The 4,033-nt window shown below is 73.7% G+C and carries 4 protein-coding genes; 2 read left to right on the top strand and 2 right to left on the bottom strand.

What is annotated here, in order from left to right:
* Nucleotides 1–31 precede the first annotated feature (31 nt).
* Together AOK24_RS39510 and AOK24_RS39515 are read right to left on the bottom strand one after the other, a co-directional pair.
* A complete protein-coding gene (locus AOK24_RS39510) occupies nt 32–784 on the bottom strand; it encodes a GntR family transcriptional regulator (protein ID WP_055724746.1) in 753 nt (250 codons plus the stop codon).
* Between the two features lie 154 nt (nt 785–938).
* The gene (locus AOK24_RS39515; protein ID WP_055724747.1) at nt 939–2,111 is read right to left on the bottom strand and encodes a DUF4190 domain-containing protein; all 1,173 of its coding nucleotides are present in this window, start codon (nt 2,109–2,111) and stop codon (nt 939–941) included.
* Nucleotides 2,112–2,201: 90 nt separating this feature from the next.
* Here AOK24_RS39515 and AOK24_RS39520 point away from each other — a divergent pair, with 90 nt between their 5' ends.
* Together AOK24_RS39520 and AOK24_RS39525 are read left to right on the top strand one after the other, a co-directional pair.
* On the top strand, nt 2,202–3,368 hold the full coding sequence (locus AOK24_RS39520; RefSeq protein ID WP_055724748.1) for a serpin family protein: 1,167 nt from the start codon (nt 2,202–2,204) through the stop codon (nt 3,366–3,368).
* A gap of 76 nt (nt 3,369–3,444) precedes the next feature.
* Nucleotides 3,445–3,795 carry a YybH family protein gene (locus tag AOK24_RS39525; protein WP_055724749.1) on the top strand — a complete coding sequence of 117 codons (351 nt, stop codon included), beginning with the start codon at nt 3,445–3,447 and terminating at the stop codon, nt 3,793–3,795.
* The last annotated feature ends 238 nt before the right edge of the window (nt 3,796–4,033 follow it).

Here is a 4,033-nt window from a genome sequence, read left to right on the forward strand (position 1 = left end):
CACACCCCCCGCCCGGCCCCCGACGAACCGTTCAGCGAACCGGCAAGTGGTAAGCAACCCGATACCGATCCGCCGGAATCACCACATCCGCCGTCTCCACCGCCCTCCCCGACGCGAAGTACGTCCGTTGCACCACGATCACCACATGCCCCGGCACACCCCCCAACGCGGCCAGTTCATCGGCGAGTCCGGGCCGGGCCCCCACCTCCTCGGCGACGTTGTCGACGATGACGTCGATGGCCCGCATCCGCTCGACGACCCCCATCCCCCCGAGGGGCCCTTCCTCGGGCAGCATGACGGGCGTACGCCCCGTGAGGGCCAGCGGCTCCCAGGACGTGGAGAGCATCATCGTCCGCCCGCCCTCGCGGAAGACGTAGCGGGTGCGCATCACCCGCTCCCCCGCCTCGATGCCGAGCCGGGCGGCGACCCCGGCGTCGGCGTCGGCCTGTTCGCTGCTGGACTCCCAGGTACCCCGGACGTCGCTCTCGGCCTGCTCCTGCCGGAACGGCGTGGCCCCCCCGGCCGGCCGGAATCCGGAGCGGGCGATCCGGCGGGGGACGGGCCGCTCACGGACGTACGTCCCCGACCCGGAGCGGCCCTCGACCAGCCCCTCGGCCATCAGCACCTTGCGCGCCTCCAGCGCGACCGTGTCGGAGACGCCGTACTCCTCGCGGATCCGCGCCTGGGACGGCAGCCGGGTGTGCGGCGGGAGCGAACCGTCGGCGATCTTCCTGCGCAGATCCCCCGCGACCCTCAGATACGCCGGCTGCTCACCGATACTCACAAGGCCGCTCCCATCAGGCTTTACAGACAGCTACAGCCTGGCAACCCTGGGTTCCTCCATGCAAGCAAAGGCCAGAGAATCACTCGATGTGATGACAAAACCCGGGGTGGAGCTTTACGGGGGAACTTTCTCCCGGTATAGCCGCGTTCACACCTCAGACGTCGAGCCGGCCGCCGTCCTCGCTGTACGAGGGCGCGGTCACCGCGAGCCCCAGCGCGCTGCGCGCCCCGATCGTGGTGGTGCCGTCGACGAACGCGTACCCGGCGTCGTACGCCTCGTAGTACGCGTCCGCGTCGTCGGCGGCGGCGGCTTTGCGCCAGGACTCGCGCGCTTCGCGCAGGTCCCGCAGGAAGAGGTCGATCGAGGGCTGCGCGCCGGACCAGGAGCGCGCCTGAAGTGCCGTCAGCTGCTGGCCGAGCGCGTCGCGGACCTCGGCGGCCCACGCCGTGTTGGCCGCCAGGTCCTCCTCCGGGTAGTCCTCGGGCTCGGCGTACAGGGCGTCGTCGATCGCGGACATGGCCGTCAGGAAGGCGATCTGGTCGTCGTCGAGGGTGGTCTCGTCGCGGCGCAGCGAGCCGAGCAGGGAGCCGCCGAGGTCGGAGTGGGCGTAGACGCAGGTGACCGCGCGGTCGCCGGCCTCCCAGCCGTCGCGCTCGGGCAGCAGGGTGTACCAGTCGGTGTCGTCCGGCACGGCCCAGGGGTCCATGGTGTAGCGGCGTTTGAGGTCGTAGCACTGGTCGTTGCCGACCTCCCGCAGCTTGGCCCGCCCGGGGAACTCGTCGCCGCTCACGGGGACGACGCCGAAGATCTCGGCGTCGTGCGGGCGCTCGCAGTCGGTCTCGTCGACGTCGTACACGTCGTCGCCGATCGTGTCGCCCGGCGGCAGGTCGAAGCAGTCGCCGGTGTCGAGGGCGGAGACGGTGGTGGTGTCGGCGGCGTCCTCGATGGCGCGCACGGTGTCGCGGGCGACGTCCGTGGTGAGCGCGACGAGCCACAGGGCGAGGCCGAGGGACGACAGGACGATCCCGATGACGGCCATCGCCCGGCCGCGCTCGCCGCGCCGCTTGATCTGGACGAGCGCGATGATCCCGAGGACGATCCCGACGGCCGGCAGGAAGCACAGCGCGCCCAGCACGAGCGCGGAGATCGCCACGCCGTTGACCTGCCGCGCCGGCCGGTACGGCCCCGGCGCCCAGCCCTGCCCCCAGCCCTGCGGCGCCGGCGCGGCGACAGGTGCCCGGCCCGGCTCAGGTGCCCGGCCCGGCTCCGGGGCGCGGAACGGGTTGTCCTGGGGCCCCTGGGGCTCGTGCGGCGGGGATGTCGACACGGGTAGCGTGCTCCTGGTTCGGACGGTCCGGTTTTCACACAGGTGTGCGGGCGCATCGTAAGCGAGCGGTAAACGGGGGCGGTAACGGGTATGCGGACGGCCGTACAGGCGGTGAACGCGCTCACCTCGCGGTGGGCCGGGTCCGTGGACGTCTCGCACGGTACGGCCTTCTCGGCGGCCGGGGTGTGGCCGCTGCTGGCGTTCCTCGCGGACGGGGCGGACGGCGCGGCCCGCGCGGAGCTGTCGGCCGCGGTGGGGGTGCCGGCGTCGCGGGCGGCGTCCCTGGCGCGGGAGTTGCTCGCCGGGCTCGCGGACGTCGCCGGGCTGGACGGCGCGGTCGGCGTGTGGGCGCGGCGGGCCCTGGAGCTGCGGGAGTCGTGGGGCGAGGGCCTCGCGCGCGGGGTCCTCACCGGTGACCTCGACGCCGACCGGGCCGCCCTCGACGCGTGGGCCCGCGAGCGCACCGGCGGGCGTGTCCCCTCGATGCCGGTCGCCCTCGACCGGGACACCGAGTTCGTGCTCGCGAGCGCGCTGGCGCTGCGGACGCGGTGGGTGGAGCGGTTCCAGGAGACGTTCCTGGACTCCCCGCACTGGACCGACCGCGCGTACCTGGGCCTGCGCCGGGTGACCGGCTCCGCCGACGAACTCGCCGTGGCCTGCACGCCGTTCGGGTACGTCACTGAGGTGCGGGTGCTCGGTACGGAGTCTCTGGACGTCCATCTTCTGCTGGGTGAGCCGGAGTTGTCGGCGTCCCGGGTGCTGCGGGCGGGCGTCGGGCTGCTCGCCGGGGAGCATGCCGTCGTTCCCGGCTCCCGGCTTCCCCTCGGTGACGCCGGGCCCGGTGTGCGGGTGCGGGAGACGCCGAGTGCGGAGGAGAAGCCTGTCGAACTCCGGGTGCTCACCGCGCCGTTCGCGTTGACGGCTCGCCATGATCTGCTGGAGCGGGCCGAGTTGTTCGGCCTGGGGGCCGCGCGGGACAGGTCGCGCGGGCACTTCCCCGGGGTCAGCGGGCGTCCCCTCGCGGTGAGTTCGGCCGAGCAGTCCGCCGTCGCCCGGTTCGGCGCGGAGGGGTTCGAGGCGGCGGCGGTGACGCTGGTGGCCGCTGCGGCGGGCGGGGTTCCGGAGTTCCGCTGGACCACCAGAACCGTCGAGGCGCGCTTCGACCGGCCCTTCGGGTTCCTCGCGGTGCACCGGAGGACGGGGCTGGTGCTGATGGCGGGGTGGGTGGCGGAGCCGTCGGACTGGCACGCGTCCTGACGGCGGGCGCGGGCCGATCTGACGTACCGGGCACCCCGCGCTTGCCCCACCGCAGGGCCCGCCCTGAGCTGGCCCCATGGATCACACCCCGCCGTACGACGTACGCGACCTCCCGGCCACCTTCCAGCGCGCCTTCAACGCGAAGGACTCGGCCGCGCTGAAGGACCTCTTCACGCAGGACGCCGTCACCGTCCTCCCCGACCGCGACACCCAGGGCGTCCCCATCACCGACCTCCCCATCGCCCTCACCCTCCGCGAGGCCCACACCGCGGGCGACACGGCCCTCCTGATCATCGACTACACGCACTCGGGCACGACCCCCGACGGGCGCCCCCTGCGCTTCACGGGCACGGCGATCGACGTGGCCCACCGGGGTGCCGACGACCGCTGGCGTTTCCGGATCAGCAACCCGGCGGGTCTTGGCTGAAGGCGGCGTGACGGTCCTCGCCCCACAGCGAGCGCGCCCCCGGAGGTGGGCTCACACGGTTTCCGCAGGTCAGCGCGGTGAGGGCAGCCCTCCACAGCGAGCCGTCCCCACCTGGGCCACCTCCCGCCCCGCGAGCCCCACGGCCCCCGCCCGATCGGCCCGCGCCCCACCCGGGGGCTGCGCGAACGGCCGACCCCGGGCGGGGGCGGCCTGTGTGACCCGGGAACACTTACACCGC

The organism is Streptomyces niveiscabiei, from assembly GCF_001419795.1.
Classification (GTDB): domain Bacteria; phylum Actinomycetota; class Actinomycetes; order Streptomycetales; family Streptomycetaceae; genus Streptomyces; species Streptomyces niveiscabiei.